Consider the following 15,059-nt stretch of genomic DNA (forward strand, 5'->3'; position numbering starts at 1 on the left):
ACTAAACATTTAGGGGAATTGAAAAGTAATACCCTGATTTAAAAAAATACAAACGTTTGTATTATTATATTTTTAGTGAAAATGATGTTTCGATAACAATTTTTTAACGAAATTATAATGACTTTAAGAAAAAGAAGGGTAAAACTTGAAGATATTGCTAGAAAACTAAATATTTCTATTGCAACTGTTTCTAGAGCTTTGGACAAAAATCCAAGAGTAAAACTAAGTACCAGAGATAAAGTATTTAAGATGGCTAAAGCAATGGGATATATGCCCAATCAGATTGCTAAAAGTCTTAGTTCTGGTAAAACCAATATTATAGGAGTGATTATCCCAAGATATGATGAGCCTTTTTTTATAGAAGTTTGTAGAGGTATTGATCATTATGCTCGTGAGTACGACTATAAAATACTTATTAGTTCTTCAAGAAATTCGTTTGAATTTGAACGTGAAAATCTTATTTCTTTTGAGAAAGGTTTAGTCGATGGAATTATTCTCTCTCCTACTCATGAAACAGAAACTTTTGTGCATATCAAGAATATCATTAACAAAGGTATTCCGGTAGTTTTGTTTGATAATATAAGAGAAGAAGTACAAGGTGCAGATCACGTTAGCATTGAAGACGATAAGGCATCGTTTTCTGCTGTTGAATTTCTTATTAAAAAAGGCAAAAAGCGGATTGCATTTATTGGAGGTATCAAAGAGAAAAAGGTTTTTCAAGATCGTTACAAAGGATATTTAAAGGCTATGCAAGAATATAACATCACTATTTATGAAGAGTTGATTCTACATTGTGACTCACTAGATCGCGAATGCGAAGATGCCGAAATACAAAAGTTTTTCAATGGACTCTCCATAAAACCAGATGCAGTCTTTACCTGTACAGATAATTATGGACTGCTTACTATGAAAACACTTCTTAAATTAGGATATAAAATCCCTGAAGAAGTTTCTGTAATTGGTTTTGGAGATTTAGGCTTGGGAGAAGTATTTGTACCTTCTATGACTTGTGTTGCTCAACCTAGTTTTGAGATGGGTCAGAAAGTCGCAGAATTGTTAATTGATCAGTTTAATGAAGCTACCGATGTAAACCACCGGAAGAAAGTAATAAAACTAGATACCAAACTAGTTCTAAGAGATAGTACATAGTATTACCACACTATACATCGAGTAACTAAATTACAGAACTAACGAACAGAAAATAGTATATTTGAATAGGGTCAAATTTAGAATTATAGAAGTTTTCTCTTTTGTTTTTTCACACCATAAATCGTTTTATCATCATGTCTATCCAGGTTTTCAAAGTTACTCTTGCCTTTATCATTATACTAACTACAACAAGCCCACTTGTCTTTTCACAACAAAACGATTGGGAAATTACAACTACAGATTATCAAAACTACACCGGTATTGTAACCGCCAATGGTCGTATTGGTATACTTCCATCATTCAAAATTTTGGAAACAGATCAAATAATCCTAAATAATGTTTACGACAAAGAATCTCTACTAGGTGTCAGTAAAATACTTTTGGGTATGAATTTCGGGAATCTAGAAATACACATAAACGGTGAAAAACTGGATAATACCAAAATTACCAATTGGAAACAGACCATCAATATGAAAGAAGCAAGGTTTACTACTTCTTTCACCTATAAGAATGCTGCTAACGTATCTTACAGTATTTATGCACTTCGCAATGTTCCGTACGCAGGCTACATAGATTTTGATATACGGGCTTTGGAAGATATTGATCTCAAAGTGGTGGGGAAAATTCAAACTCCAGAAGAGTATAATAACCCTATGAGTACTTTTAGGATCCTCAAAGATCTCGAAACAACAATGCCTATACTGCAAACTGTTGCAAAAAGTAGATTGAATAGGCATCGTGTTGCAACTTCTGCAACTTTTATATGGCATAATATTAATTCGACTCATGAAAATCAAAGACCAGAATTAATTCATGAAAAAATTACAGAATACGACAATCGATTATCTTTTAAGAGTAAGGTGAGAGGTGGAGAGCAGTATACATTTGCATGGACTGCCTCACAATGTTCTACCCAAGATTTTTATGATCCGCAAACAGAAAGCGAGCGCTTTGTAATTTTTAATTTACTCACACCAAAAAATGACTTGCTATCACAACATAAAGCATTGTGGAAAGATCTATGGAAAGGAGATATTATTATAGATGGAGATACCCAGTCACAATTGGATGTTCGACTTGCTTTATATCATTTGTATGCATTTTCAAGAGAGGATTCAAATTTAAGTATTGCACCTATGGGATTAAGTTCGCAGGGGTATAACGGACATATATTTTGGGATACTGAGCTTTGGATGTATCCTCCTTTACTTGTCTTAAATCAAGATATTGCCAGATCACTGGTAAATTACCGATCAAATAGACTCGATATTGCCAAAAAGAAAGCTATTAATTTTGGATACAAGGGGGCTATGTTTCCCTGGGAAAGTGACGATACCGGTGAAGAAGCGACCCCGGCATGGGCACTTACTGGCACCTTTGAACATCATATCACTGCTGATGTAGGTATAGCTTTTTGGAATTATTACAGAGTAACCAAAGATAAAAAATGGTTAAAAGAACGAGGGTATCCATTATTGAAAGAAGTAGCAGATTACTGGGTGAGTCGTTCTACGATAAATAAGGATGGTTCATATTCAATAAAAAATGTGGTAGGTGCTAATGAATTTGCTCCAAATGTTGATGATAATGCTTTTACTAACGGTTCTGCTATAACATGTTTGCAATATGCCTCTCTTGCAGCTAAAGAGTTAGAAATTCTTCCTGATAGCACATGGAACCATGTAGCAAACAAAATAATCATTCATAAATTTGAAGACGGAACTACTAAGGAACACAGCAATTACAATGGAGATCAAATAAAACAGGCAGATGTTAATCTGTTGGCCTATCCATTGGATATTATCAATGACAAAAAAACCATTTTAAAAGACCTAAAATATTATGAGCCAAAACTAGCAAAAGAAGGCCCTGCTATGGCGCAAAGTGTTTTTGCCGTTATATATGCTCGGTTAGGAGATGCCGATAATGCTTTTAGACTTTTTAAAAGAAGTTATGAACCTAATAAAAGACCCCCTTTTGGAGCGTTGGCAGAAGCCGCAACTAGTAACAATCCATATTTTGCCACCGGTGCCGGTGGAATGTTACAAACAGTGATTTTTGGTTTTGCAGGATTGCACATTACAGACAAAGGAATCATTCAAAAAAATCCAATACTCCCTAAGACTTGGAAAAAACTAACGGTGACCGGGGTCGGACCTGATAAAAAAACCTATGTTATTGAATAATTCTAGCTGGTAGAATCTCTAACGATTAATGAGGTCTTTATAACTTCAGTTCTTGTTTTGTAATTTTCAACAAAATTATCAAGTTGATCAACTAGAATTTGAGCAGCTCTGGCACCCAGATCTTCCGCATGTTGAGAAACTGTAGTTAATTTAGGATACGAATGTTTTGATAATAAGCCATCGGTAAAACCAATAACAGAAACTTCTTCAGGGATTTTATATCCTAATTTAAGGGACATGTTAATAGTCACTGCTGCTGCTGTCTCGTCTAGCCCCAAAACAGCATCAATATCATTATTTTTGAGAAACTTTTCTATGTCCTTTTCAAAATTCTCAGGATCTTTCAAAGATAACTCTATTAAAGAAACATTATCATGCTGATCGATTACTTCTTTAACTCCTTCTAATCGTAACTTAGCAACACTTAAACCTCCGATCGTAGTGATCACTGCAATTTTAGAGCAACCGGTATCAATAAGATATTGTATTGCATTTTTGGAAGCTATTTTATCATCTACAATTACCTTATCACAGTCTAATTCATCACTTACTCTATCGAACATCACAATAGGTACATTATCTCTTTTTAATGCCTGGTAGTGGTCGATTTTACCCAGAACCTGGGTTTCCTGACTAAGAGCAACTATAAAACCATCAACACTACTGTAATTAAGCATCTCTACATACTCTACTTCTTTTTGGTAAGATTCGTTGGTGATACAAGTCACAATTTTATATCCACTCTTTGAAGCCTCTCGTTCTATACCAAATAAAGCTTTAGCAAAAAAATGATTGAGGATCTCAGGTAATATAATACCGATAGTTTTTGTTTTACTGCTCTTCAGACTTACCGCCAGAGCATTCGGTTTATAATTATAAAAATTAGCCAATTCATGCACCCTATTGATTGTTTTCTGACTAATCTCAGGGTCGTTTTTTAATGATTTGGATACAGTGGATATTGATAAATTTAATTCTCTGGCAAGTTGTTTTAATGTAACCTTTTTCCTCATGACCTCAAGTTTGGCATTTCCTATTTTAGACTTATAAGCATATTAGTCAAATTATCTTTGGAGTCTAAATTAAGCTTTTTTCTCAATCTATCCCTGCTCACATCTACACTTTGTGAACTTATTCTTAATAGCCATGTAATTTTGATTACAAAAAGTTGCATCAAGATCTGTGATACCCTATAACCATGATACATCAAGAATACTTATAAGGATATTATTACAATCATCACGCTTTACTCAATAAAATCTAAATTTTTATTTTTCAAAAGAAAAGCCAGTCTCTAGAAGGGTATTAGAACTTCCTCCAATAAAAACCTTAAACTCCCCAGGTTCTGCTTCCCATTTTCTATTAACTGTATAAAATTGTATGGTCTCTTCATTAATGATAAAAGATACTGTTTTGCTTTTTCCGGGTTCTAATTCAATTAATTCAAAACCCTTGAGTTCTTTTACGGGTCTTGTAAGACTACCTATAAGATCACGAATATACAATTGTACAACTTCTTTACCTTTTCGTTTTCCAGTATTAGTAACAGTAATTGAAACATTAATATTACCTCCAGAAGAGAAAGATGATGAACTGATCTTAAGATCTTTATAATCGAATGTAGTATAACTTAACCCATGACCAAATGGAAATAATGGCTCATTTTTCTCGTCGGTATAATGAGACCAAAATACCAGTCCTTCTGGATTAGAGGGTCTTCCTGTATTTTTGGCATTATAATAGATGGGTACTTGACCTACACTACGCGGGAATGAAACCGGTAGTTTCCCGGAAGGATTATAATCCCCAAATAAAACATCGGCAATAGCATTACCCGACTCAGAACCCAAATGCCATGCTTCAACTATAGCCGGAGCTTTTTCTGCCACATGAGTTATTGCCATGGGCCGGCCATTCATCAATACCACCACTATATTTTTATTTACTTCATAAATTGCTTCGAAAAGTTTTTGTTGCGGTATGGTAAGTTCAATATCAGCCTGGCTTCTGGCTTCTCCTGACTGAAAAGCTTCCTCACCGATGGCCAAAACCACTAGCCCTGCACTTTTTGCAATGTCAACAGCCTCTGTAATTCCTGAAGTATCTTCTCGATTTATTGCTAATTCTTTGATAAAATTTCGTTCATCTTTACCAAGTTTAACGCCTTGTGCATGAGATACTTTTACATTTTTATCAACCTTTGCTTTTATTCCTTCGAGAAGTGAAACAGCAGAATTGGCTGTAGCCATTCCTCTCCAACTACCAATTGGAGTATCTTTATCATCGGCTAATGGACCAATTACTGCGATACTTTGTATATCTTTTTTAAGCGGCAATATATCCTTATCATTTTTGAGCAAAACAATAGATTTTTTAGCCACGTTTCTCGAAAATTCGAGATTCTCTTTAGTGTAAATGTCTTTTTTTTCACGCGTTTCATCACAATATTTGAAAGGATCATCAAATAGCCCCAAATCTAATTTAACTTTGAGTATTCGTTTTACAGCGTCATCAATCAATTTTTCATCAACCTTACCTTCTTTTACTAACTTTTCGAGTCCTGCTTCATATGCCCTTCCTTCCATATCCATATCATTGCCGGCAATAATTGCTCGTTCTGCCGCGTGGATTTTATCTTTGGCATATCCATGATAAATCATTTCTGCAATTGATGCCCAGTCTGAAACAATAAAACCATCCCAATTCCAATCTTTTTTTAATATCTCTCTTTGTAATTTTTTATGACCCGTTGCTGGTATTCCATCAACCTCATTAAAAGCACTCATCATAGTTGCTACTCCCGCTTTTGCTGTTGCCTTAAAAGGTGGCAATACTGTGTTATAAAGCTCGTATTCTCCTATACTTACGGTATTATAATCTCTTCCACCTTCAGCAAATCCGTAAGCTGCAAAATGTTTTGCACATGCCGCTAGTGTTTTATTGTCAGAGAGATCATTTCCTTGAAATCCTTGTATTCTAGCAACTGCTATTTTAGAACCTAAAAAAGGATCTTCTCCCGCTCCTTCCATTATTCTTCCCCATCTGGCATCTCTTGAGATATCAACCATAGGACCGAATGCCCAATTAATCCCAGAGGCTGTAGCTTCTTTTGCTGCAATCGATGAAGACTTTTCTATAGCCTCAATATCCCAACTTGCACTTTCTCCTAATGGTATAGGAAAAATGGTTTTGAAACCATGTATCACATCATATCCAAAAAGCAACGGTATCTTTAACCTTGAATGATCCATAACTAAACTTTGCAATTCTCTAGCCCCACTTACAGAAGTCACATTAAGCATCGCTCCTACTTCTCCATTTTTAAGCTTTTCATATTTTTCCTTATTACCTACATCAGATGGCGGTCCTGTAACATCCCAACTTCCATTATACAGGACTAGCTGCCCTATTTTCTCCTTAAGAGTCATTATAGAAAGTAAAGAGTCTATCTTATTTTCTACAATGTTTTTGTTGTTCATTGGTATTAGGTTTGTTTTTGTTGAATTTTGAGAAAATAAATTGATCGAACTTAATAAAAGTATCAATAAAGTATATTTAGTGAGTACTTGGGTGATGTTTTTTCTTGTTTTCATTAAAAATGATTTTAGAACTTCTGCTTTTGTTCACTTAAATTTATGATACAGCTCAGTTAGTTTGGCTTATTAAAATCTAAACATTTTATTTACAAGTGAAATTTATATATAATAATTTTAGAGTATTTATTATAAAGAATAATTATTATCAAATAAAATTTATGTTTTTCTTATCTCTTTCCAAATAATCTTTAATTCATTATGCTGCTAGATTTTCTAGAACGTAATCAAAACCAAGAAGATAGGTATTCAAAGAATATCAATAATTCTCCTTATATTCTGGTTCAAATTACTTAATAATAGCCATAGTATTTTCGAATTAAAAAAATATATCTTTTATTGTAAGTATATAAGCACAATTTACGACAAATAGAGCTCATGTCTCTATCAAAAAACAAAATATACGATGTCTAAAACATATTATGATCCTGCTGATTTAAGAAAATTTGGAAAAATTACCGAATGGAGTGAAGAGTTGGGCACAAAATTCTTCGATTATTATGGAAAAGTATTTGAAGAAGGAGCTTTAAGTGCTAGGGAAAAATCACTAATCGCACTGGCAGTATCACATGTCATAAAGTGCCCATACTGCATTGATGCTTACACCAAAGATGGATTGCAAAGAGGAATCACAAAAGAAGAAATGATGGAAGCGGTACACGCAGGAGCCGCAATAGAAAGTGGTGCAACGCTTGTACATGGTGTTCAGATGATGAACAAATATGAAAAACTATCAATGTAAACACCGATAATCAATTTTGTTTCTTAAAATTGCACCTATCACTTATAATGACTAGGGATAGGATTCAAGCTCCAAATCAAAATAATTGAATAAAAAAGATGTCTGAAGTCAAAACAAAAAAGTCTCTACATAAGCGTAATGATCAATTGGCAGATGCGAATAGGCAATTGGAAATTTTAAATAATGGGATTTTTGCTAATGGAGAGTTACCCAGGTTCGCAGATAAAATTGCAGAAATAGGTTATTCTCCTTTGCGCCCAAACAAACTGGAGATCCTGCAGATCAATGTAGGGTATATGTGTAATCAGGTATGTGAACATTGCCACGTAGATGCAGGGCCAGATCGTAAAGAGATTATGACCAAAGAAACCATGCAGCAATGCTTAGAGGTCATCAAAAAAACAGGTGCACATACCCTTGATTTAACTGGAGGAGCTCCTGAGATGAATCCAAATTTCAGATGGTTTGTAGAAGAAGCAAGCAAAGCTGGTATTAAGGATTTTATTGTAAGGAGTAATCTAACCATTATACGTGCGAACAAGAAATATCACGACCTCCCTGACTTTTTCAAAAAACATAATGTGCACGTAGTTTCCTCTATGCCTCACTGGACCAGAGGAAAAACAGATAAACAAAGGGGTGATGGCGTTTTTGATAAATCTATCAAAGCGTTACAAGAACTAAATGAAAGAGGATATGGTATGCCCAATAGTAATCTTAAATTAGATTTGGTATACAATCCATCTGGAGCTTTCTTGCCGGGAGACCAAGCCTCTATGGAGAAAGAGTTCAAAAAAGCATTATTAGAGGATTTTGGAATACATTTTCATAACCTTTTTGCAATTACTAATTTACCCATTAGTAGATTTTTAGATTATTTAATCGCTTCAGAAAACTATGAAGATTATATGTACGCCCTGGTAGATGCTTATAATCCCGATGCGGTAGCTAATGTTATGTGCACTAATACGATCTCGGTAAGTTGGGATGGTTGGCTCTACGATTGTGATTTTAATCAAATGCTCGATCTAAAAGTCGCCAGTAAGGTAAAACATATTAGTACCTATAATGAAGAGTTGCTTCAGCATAGAAATATTGTTATTTCTCAACATTGTTATGGTTGCACAGCCGGGGCTGGAAGTAGTTGCCAGGGAACCGTAGCCTAATATTTCAAAGTCCTTTTTATATGAAGCATATTTTCCTTTTCATATCATTATTCTTTTCAGTTTTTGGAAGCGCTCAAAATTCTCTGGATGAACTACTAAAAACATATAACAATGAAAACATTCCTTATATTTCTGTGATAGAGTTAATGGAAATTCAGGAACAAGTACATCTATTTGATGCTCGTGAAAAAGATGAATACGAAGTAAGTCATATCAGAAATGCAATAAATATTGGATATACCAATTTTGAGATAGAAATTGTTAAGAAACAAAATATTCAGAATAACGATACCATCGTAGTATATTGTAGTTTAGGAGTTCGTTCTGAAGATATTTCTGAAAAGTTAAAAGAGGCAGGCTTTACTAATGTATACAACTTGTATGGCGGTATTTTTGAATGGAAAAATAACAACTACCCCGTTATAAATTTGCAGGGTCAATTAACCGATAAAGTCCATGCTTACTCCAAACAATGGGCAAAATGGTTACTTAAAGGAAAAAAAGTATATTCAAATTGAGCGAGAAAAATCTATTGATGATTTTTACCCGAAATCCTGAATTGGGTAAATGTAAAACACGTTTGGCTTCAACTATTGGAGATCAAGCAGCACTAGAGATCTATACCTTTTTACTAAAACACACCATAGCCATTACCAAAGATCTTGATGTATTTAAAGAAGTTCATTATTCTGTTAAGATTAGAGAGCACGACTTATGGGATTCAAAAATTTATGACAAAAAACAACAATCTGGGGGTGATCTAGGGCAAAGAATGGAACATGCTTTTGCCAAAGGATTTGCAAATGGTTACCAAAATATCATTATCATTGGTAGTGATATGTATGAGTTAAATAAACAAGATTTAGAAAGAGCTTTTAAAACCTTACAATCTCATGATTATGTGATTGGTCCAGCAGAAGATGGAGGATACTATTTATTTGGAATGAAATCCTTAAATTCACAGGTTTTTAAAAACAAAATCTGGGGAACAGCAACTGTTCTTGAGGACACATTAAATGACTTAAGAAATAACAATATAAAACTATTAGAAGAACGTAACGATGTAGATTATTATGAGGATATAAAAGACATCGATGTTTTTCAAAAATTTTTAAACCAATGATAAAGTATATTGACGAAACAACTGATTTCTTAAAGGAGAAAGGTTTTGAAAACCCCGAGATTGGGATTATATTAGGAACGGGATTAGGGCAGCTGATCAATGAAATTGAAATTAGTAAAGAAATAAGCTATAACCATATCCCTAATTTCCCTACAGCTACGGTTGAGTTTCATAAAGGAAAATTAATTTATGGTATTCTTGAAGGCAAAACAGTTATCGTCATGCAAGGCCGCTTTCATTTATACGAAGGATACTCACTACAGGATGTAACCTATCCCGTAAGAATAATGCACAAATTAGGAATCAAAACACTATTGGTATCCAATGCATCGGGAGCCGTCAATCTCAATTTTAAAAAGGGAGAATTGATGCTTATCGAAGATCATATCAATCTTCAGGGAGGTTCGCCTCTGGCTTTTAAAGGAGTAGAACAATTAGGAAGCAGGTTTACAGACATGAGTGCCCCATACGATAAAAAAATTAATGCAACATTAAGAGCTATTGCCAAAGAAAAAAAGATTAACCTTCATGAAGGGGTTTATGCCTCGGTATTAGGTCCTCAGCTAGAAACTAGGGCAGAATATCGTTATCTTAAAACTATTGGGGCAGATGCAGTTGGAATGAGTACGGTACCCGAGGTAATCGTTGCTAACCATTTAGATCTTCCGGTCGCTGCAATATCAGTTTTGACAGACGAATGTGATCCAGACCACCTTAAACCTATAGACATCGATGAAATTATTGCTATGGCAGGAAAAGCGGAGCCTGAAATGATTTTACTTTTCAAAGAATTAATAAAATCTCTTTAAAATCAATTTTGAAAGTTCAATCACAACTTTCCGACTGAATAATGTACAACCCAAAATAACTTATATTTCAAAGTCGTGCGAAAGCTAAATAATCCAATTACGAAATGAAGAAAACTTTGAATGATTTAACTAAAGATGAATGGAATAAACTTTTTCCAATTGAATTGGTTGACCATAATCCTGAGTGGAAGAATATTTATGAAAGTGAAAAGAAACGGATTATTGATACGGTCGGGAGCGAAACAATTTTGCGGATAGAACACTTTGGGAGTTCATCAATACCTAGCATTAAATCAAAACCATATATTGATTTACTGATTGAAATTCCTAAAAAACTGTTATTTAATAAGAATTTAATTGGACAATTTACTGAATTAGGATACTCTCATTTCGTAGTTCCTGCCAGAGAAAATATCGAAACATACTCATCATTCGGAAAGGGATACAATCTTGATGGAACAAAAGAACAGATTTTTCATATCCATATGTGCCCAAGCGACAATGTAATGTGGAAACAAATTGACTTTCGAAATTATTTAAATTCTAACCCCGAAAGAGCAAGGCAGTATGAAAATTTAAAAATCGAATTAGCAACTAAGTTCAAAAATGACAGAGGTTCTTATGTGCTTGGAAAAACAGATTTTGTAAACGAAACTTTAGATATAATCAAAGAAAAAGCTATCGCATAGCACGGTAAAGGAAAAATAAAAATTAATTTATGAGCTATTTAAATACTACCCACGATGTCTATAAAGAAGCAGCGCTAACTCCAGATATTGGTTTATGCTGTACTACAAATCCTATTTGGGAGCTACCTGGTCTTAGAATTCCTAAAATCATGCAGGAAATGAACTATGGCTGTGGTAGTACTGTACATGCTCGTGATCTAACTAATAATCCAAAAATATTATATGTAGGTGTTGGTGGCGGAATGGAATTATTACAGTTCTCTTATTTTTCTCGTCAAAGGAATGGGGTTATTGGTGTGGATGTAGTACATGAAATGTTAGAAGCTTCTCGTAAAAATTTTAAAGAAGCCGAAGCTCAAAATGACTGGTTCAAAAGTGAATACGTTGATCTTAGATACGGTGATGCATTACATCTTCCTGTAGACGATAATAGTATTGATGTTGCAGCACAAAACTGTTTGTTCAACATTTTTAAAGAGGATGATCTAAAAAAAGCCATAGAAGAAATGTACCGTGTGTTAAAACCTCATGGAAGACTGGTGATGAGTGACCCAACATGCGAGCAACCTATGAATGATAATCTTCGTAATGATGAAAGACTAAGAGCGCTCTGCCTTAGTGGAAGTTTACCTATTGCAGAATATGTAAAAGCACTCACAGATGTTGGCTTTGGCACTATCGAAATAAGAGCACGTAAGCCGTATCGAATACTCGATCCAAAGAACTATGATACAAACGAATTAATTTATATCGAGTCTATTGAAGTCGCGGCTATTAAAGATCCAATGCCAGAAGATGGTCCTTGTGTCTTTACAGGTAAGGCTGCAATTTATTATGGCGATCAGGATTATTTTGATGATAAAAAAGGTCATGTCTTGCTAAGGAATCAGCCTATCGCAGTTTGCGATAAAACTGCGGGTGCATTAGCAGATCTAGATAGAGATGATATATTTATTAGCGAATCTACCTATCATTATGATGGAGGTGGATGCTGTTAAAAGCGATGGCTAATTAATACCATTTCAAAAGTCGAAAGCAAACTATTTGTTTTCGACTTCTTTTTTATGCTTTATTTTAAAACTGTTTCTATCTCATAATCCATTAATTACTATCTTTAATACTGTATTATTTTTAATTAAAACAAGTTATGGATAGAAGACAATGGTTAAAATCTACTACAATTGGCAGTGGTTTTGCATTACTTGGAGGGTTAGAAATTGCCAATGCGCTAACTACAGAAGAAATTATAAAGTTTAATCCCAGGCCACTTTCTAAATTAGTACGATTAAGTTCTAATGAGAATCCCTACGGCCCCTCTAAAAAAGTACAAGATGCTATCAAATCTGCTTTTGATCATGGTTGTAGATATCCTTATGCTTATGCCGATGAGTTAGCTGAAATCCTAGCCAAAAAAGAAGGAGTGACCAGAGATCACATTATTATTTGTGGAGGTTCTACAGAAGGTCTAAAAGTTGCCGGTCTCACTTTTGCCGCCAATGGTGGCGAAATAATAGCTGCACAACCCACTTTTCTGGCAATGATGACTTATGCCAAACAATGGGGAGCAACTGTAAATTGGGTTCCTGTTGACGAGAATAAAGGGTATAACATAAATGAAATAGAAAAACGAATTTCCTCAAAAACCAAATTGGTTTTTCTCTGTAATCCTAATAATCCTACCTCAACCATTCTATCCTCAAAAAAACTTATGGATTTCTGCGATGCAGTCAGTAATAAAACTATACTTTTCAGTGACGAGGCCTATTATGATTATATCGAAGAGCCCGATTACCCATCTATGGTTGAGCTGGTAAAACAAGGAAAAGATGTAATTGTATCCAGAACGTTCTCGAAAGTTTACGGGATGGCCGGATTAAGAATTGGTTACCTTATTGCCAAACCCGCTTTAACAGAAAAGCTAAGAAGAAATATGGTAGCTTACAGTAACGTACTTGCCATTGCAGGAGCCAAAGAAGCCTTAAATGATAAAGAATTCTTTACCTTTAGCTTACAAAAAACCAGAGAAGCAAAAGAATTGATTTACAAAACGCTCGATAACTTTGAGCTACCTTATATACCATCTAGCACTAATTTTATTTTCTTCAAATCGGGGAAAGATATTAGAACCTTACATAAAGAAATGATGAACAAAGGTGTTCTTATTGGGCGACCGTTCCCTCCATTTTTCGATTGGTGTAGAATTAGTACAGGTACTATAGAAGAAGTAATTTCTTTTAACAAAGCCCTATCTTCTGTCTATGGCTAGATTTTTTTTGCCATTGCTTTTTTAAACTCATAAATAACCAAGAACATAGAACACCATAAGGGGCTCATATTAACCTTCAGTTGTTTACCTTTAGAAAAACGAATGAGCTGCCGTGCATAAAAACCACCTTCGGCAGAATCCTCAAACTGCTTAATTCCTGTCCTTAAAACCAGATTCTTAAGATTTGTAATTTCTCCTTTCAAAAACTTAGGAATATCTTCTCTATTTGTTATAAAGGGACGACCCATTCCGATTAAATCAACTTCTCCATTCTCTAGTACTTCGTTACAGAAATCATACGATCTAAAACCACCGGTGATCATTAATGGCAACGTACTTATCGCTCTTACTTTTTTTGCAAAATCAATAAAATAAGCTTCTCTTCTTTTGGTACTTTCTTTAAGCACCACTCCCTCTTCATTCATCAAGAAAAAGGCAAGCTTTTCATAGGTGCCCCCAGAAATTTCAAGCACATCGATTTTAGCTGCGTCCAACATTTTTACCACGTCTAGCGATTCTTCCTCGGTAAAACCTCCTCTTTGAAAATCTGCCGAATTTAACTTTACTGCTATAGGAAAATCAGCCCCTACTTCTTTTCTAACCTCACGAACGATAGTAAGCAAAAGCCGACTTCGATTTTCGATGCTCCCGCCCCATTTATCAGTTCTTATATTAGTTAACGGAGATAGAAATTGGCTTAACAAATATCCATGAGCCGAATGAATTTGTAATCCTGTAAAACCAGCTTCTTTTGCTAATCTTGCAGCTTTTACAAATCCTTTGATAACTTCCTGAATATCTTCTTCGGTCATTGCCTTAGGTTTTCCAAAAAGTCCCATTTTATTGAGCTGTATCTCAGATGGAGCCAATGGCCGAGTGGTTGCAAATCTATTGGTTTGTCTTCCAGAATGAGATATTTGTACCCAAATGTGATTTCCATTCTTTTTACCCGCTTCTGCCCAGGATTTTAGTTTCGGTAACATCCCTTCATCATCAAAACATACATTGCCCGCCGATTCTAAATGTTTTCTATCAATAACGACATTTCCTGTGATTAGCAAGCCTGCTCCCGTATTTGACCAATGTTCATACAATCGTTCATGGCCTTTTACAGGTTCATATTTTCTATTACTAATTCGCTCGGTCATGGCGGCTTTTACCAATCTGTTTTTCAATATTGCACCACAAGGCAGCTTCAGTTCTGTACTAATCATAATAAAATAGTTCGATTACAATGATACATAATTCCTGTGATATTGTACAACCTTGAAATACAAAACGGATAAATGATATCAAATTCATACATTAGAGACTTAGAACATTAGTCAAAGTTTTA

13 protein-coding genes are annotated in these 15,059 nt (G+C 34.6%); 10 read left to right on the top strand and 3 right to left on the bottom strand.

Features of this window, described 5'->3' with window-relative positions; all coding sequences use genetic code 11:
• Positions 1-117: 117 nt before the first annotated feature.
• The gene (locus ACFSJT_RS07970) at positions 118-1,149 is read left to right on the top strand and encodes a LacI family DNA-binding transcriptional regulator (RefSeq protein WP_378319720.1); all 1,032 of its coding nucleotides are present in this window, start codon (positions 118-120) and stop codon (positions 1,147-1,149) included.
• A 134-nt stretch (positions 1,150-1,283) separates the two neighbouring features.
• Positions 1,284-3,335, top strand: coding sequence for a glycosyl hydrolase family 95 catalytic domain-containing protein (locus ACFSJT_RS07975; protein ID WP_378319721.1), 2,052 nt, complete (start codon positions 1,284-1,286; stop codon positions 3,333-3,335).
• A 2-nt stretch (positions 3,336-3,337) separates the two neighbouring features.
• Here ACFSJT_RS07975 and ACFSJT_RS07980 read toward each other — a convergent pair whose 3' ends face one another.
• Together ACFSJT_RS07980 and bglX are read right to left on the bottom strand one after the other, a co-directional pair.
• Positions 3,338-4,348 carry a LacI family DNA-binding transcriptional regulator gene (locus ACFSJT_RS07980; RefSeq protein ID WP_378319722.1) on the bottom strand — a complete coding sequence of 337 codons (1,011 nt, stop codon included), beginning with the start codon at positions 4,346-4,348 and terminating at the stop codon, positions 3,338-3,340.
• A 255-nt stretch (positions 4,349-4,603) separates the two neighbouring features.
• Entirely contained in the window at positions 4,604-6,928 is a 2,325-nt protein-coding gene (gene bglX, locus ACFSJT_RS07985) for a beta-glucosidase BglX (protein ID WP_378319723.1), read from the bottom strand.
• Between the two features lie 406 nt (positions 6,929-7,334).
• On the opposite strand from bglX, the gene ACFSJT_RS07990 reads away from it, so the two are divergent.
• From ACFSJT_RS07990 to ACFSJT_RS08025, 8 genes are all read left to right on the top strand, one after another.
• Entirely contained in the window at positions 7,335-7,670 is a 336-nt protein-coding gene (locus tag ACFSJT_RS07990) for an arsenosugar biosynthesis-associated peroxidase-like protein (protein WP_378319725.1), read from the top strand.
• A gap of 98 nt (positions 7,671-7,768) precedes the next feature.
• On the top strand, positions 7,769-8,836 hold the full coding sequence (gene arsS, locus ACFSJT_RS07995; protein ID WP_378319726.1) for an arsenosugar biosynthesis radical SAM (seleno)protein ArsS: 1,068 nt from the start codon (positions 7,769-7,771) through the stop codon (positions 8,834-8,836).
• 20 nt (positions 8,837-8,856) lie between these two features.
• Positions 8,857-9,354 (top strand): rhodanese-like domain-containing protein, encoded by a 498-nt coding sequence (locus ACFSJT_RS08000; protein ID WP_378319727.1) that lies wholly within the window; start codon positions 8,857-8,859, stop codon positions 9,352-9,354.
• 17 nt (positions 9,355-9,371) lie between these two features.
• Positions 9,372-9,959: a TIGR04282 family arsenosugar biosynthesis glycosyltransferase gene (locus ACFSJT_RS08005; RefSeq protein WP_378319728.1), complete on the top strand. Its 588-nt coding sequence runs from the start codon at positions 9,372-9,374 to the stop codon at positions 9,957-9,959.
• A complete protein-coding gene (locus tag ACFSJT_RS08010; protein WP_378319729.1) occupies positions 9,956-10,768 on the top strand; it encodes a purine-nucleoside phosphorylase in 813 nt (270 codons plus the stop codon). Before ACFSJT_RS08005 ends, ACFSJT_RS08010 begins: the two co-directional genes overlap by 4 nt.
• A 104-nt stretch (positions 10,769-10,872) precedes the next feature.
• The gene (locus ACFSJT_RS08015) at positions 10,873-11,457 is read left to right on the top strand and encodes a GrpB family protein (protein ID WP_378319731.1); all 585 of its coding nucleotides are present in this window, start codon (positions 10,873-10,875) and stop codon (positions 11,455-11,457) included.
• A gap of 29 nt (positions 11,458-11,486) precedes the next feature.
• Positions 11,487-12,455, top strand: coding sequence for an arsenosugar biosynthesis arsenite methyltransferase ArsM (gene arsM / locus ACFSJT_RS08020; RefSeq protein WP_378319732.1), 969 nt, complete (start codon positions 11,487-11,489; stop codon positions 12,453-12,455).
• A 149-nt stretch (positions 12,456-12,604) separates the two neighbouring features.
• The gene (locus ACFSJT_RS08025; protein WP_378319733.1) at positions 12,605-13,723 is read left to right on the top strand and encodes a pyridoxal phosphate-dependent aminotransferase; all 1,119 of its coding nucleotides are present in this window, start codon (positions 12,605-12,607) and stop codon (positions 13,721-13,723) included.
• Here ACFSJT_RS08025 and ACFSJT_RS08030 read toward each other — a convergent pair.
• Positions 13,720-14,937, bottom strand: a complete 1,218-nt coding sequence (locus ACFSJT_RS08030; RefSeq protein ID WP_378319734.1) for an NADH:flavin oxidoreductase/NADH oxidase family protein — start codon at positions 14,935-14,937, stop codon at positions 13,720-13,722. The genes ACFSJT_RS08025 and ACFSJT_RS08030 overlap by 4 nt on opposite strands.
• Positions 14,938-15,059 lie beyond the last annotated feature (122 nt).

Origin of the sequence: Aquimarina celericrescens (assembly GCF_042682765.1) — a bacterium.
Taxonomy (GTDB): Bacteria; Bacteroidota; Bacteroidia; order Flavobacteriales; family Flavobacteriaceae; genus Aquimarina; species Aquimarina celericrescens.

Excerpts from the sequence above, each read along its gene's own strand:
- ACFSJT_RS07970 (WP_378319720.1), top strand. The coding sequence starts at position 118 with ATGACTTTAAGAAAAAGAAGGGTAAAACTTGAAGATATTGCTAGAAAA.
- arsS (WP_378319726.1), top strand. The coding sequence starts at position 7,769 with ATGTCTGAAGTCAAAACAAAAAAGTCTCTACATAAGCGTAATGATCAA.
- ACFSJT_RS08030 (WP_378319734.1), bottom strand. The coding sequence starts at position 14,937 with ATGATTAGTACAGAACTGAAGCTGCCTTGTGGTGCAATATTGAAAAAC.
- ACFSJT_RS07990 (WP_378319725.1), top strand. The coding sequence starts at position 7,335 with ATGTCTAAAACATATTATGATCCTGCTGATTTAAGAAAATTTGGAAAA.
- ACFSJT_RS08015 (WP_378319731.1), top strand. The coding sequence starts at position 10,873 with ATGAAGAAAACTTTGAATGATTTAACTAAAGATGAATGGAATAAACTT.
- ACFSJT_RS08010 (WP_378319729.1), top strand. The coding sequence starts at position 9,956 with ATGATAAAGTATATTGACGAAACAACTGATTTCTTAAAGGAGAAAGGT.
- ACFSJT_RS08000 (WP_378319727.1), top strand. The coding sequence starts at position 8,857 with ATGAAGCATATTTTCCTTTTCATATCATTATTCTTTTCAGTTTTTGGA.
- ACFSJT_RS07975 (WP_378319721.1), top strand. The coding sequence starts at position 1,284 with ATGTCTATCCAGGTTTTCAAAGTTACTCTTGCCTTTATCATTATACTA.
- ACFSJT_RS08005 (WP_378319728.1), top strand. The coding sequence starts at position 9,372 with ATGATTTTTACCCGAAATCCTGAATTGGGTAAATGTAAAACACGTTTG.
- bglX (WP_378319723.1), bottom strand. The coding sequence starts at position 6,928 with ATGAAAACAAGAAAAAACATCACCCAAGTACTCACTAAATATACTTTA.
- arsM (WP_378319732.1), top strand. The coding sequence starts at position 11,487 with ATGAGCTATTTAAATACTACCCACGATGTCTATAAAGAAGCAGCGCTA.
- ACFSJT_RS07980 (WP_378319722.1), bottom strand. The coding sequence starts at position 4,348 with ATGAGGAAAAAGGTTACATTAAAACAACTTGCCAGAGAATTAAATTTA.
- ACFSJT_RS08025 (WP_378319733.1), top strand. The coding sequence starts at position 12,605 with ATGGATAGAAGACAATGGTTAAAATCTACTACAATTGGCAGTGGTTTT.